Raw genomic sequence first — 345 nt, forward strand, 5'->3', positions numbered from 1 at the left:
TGAAGTCGGTCGCAAAGCAGCAGAGGAAAGTTTTGATGAGATAAGAGCACTTTTAGACACCAATACCAAGATGGTATTTATCACTGCCGGAATGGGTGGTGGTACCGGTACGGGAGCTGCTCCAATCATTGCCAAACAAGCAAAAGATATGGGAATACTTACGGTGGGGATCGTAACTATACCCTTTCAGTTTGAAGGAAAAACAAGATGTGAACAGGCCCAGCACGGAGTAGAAAATCTTCGGAAGCAGGTAGATTCACTTATTGTGATCAATAATAATAAACTAAGAGAGGTCTACGGAAACCTTGGCTTCAAAGCCGGATTCTCCAAGGCAGATGAAGTACT

The 345-nt window shown here is 43.8% G+C and carries 1 pseudogene; it reads left to right on the forward strand.

Annotation, left to right across the window (positions count from 1 at the left end):
* Window positions 1–345: pseudogene (locus tag HC176_RS18055) on the forward strand (cell division protein FtsZ); the annotation flags it as partial.

The sequence above is a fragment of the Tamlana crocina genome, assembly GCF_012037625.1.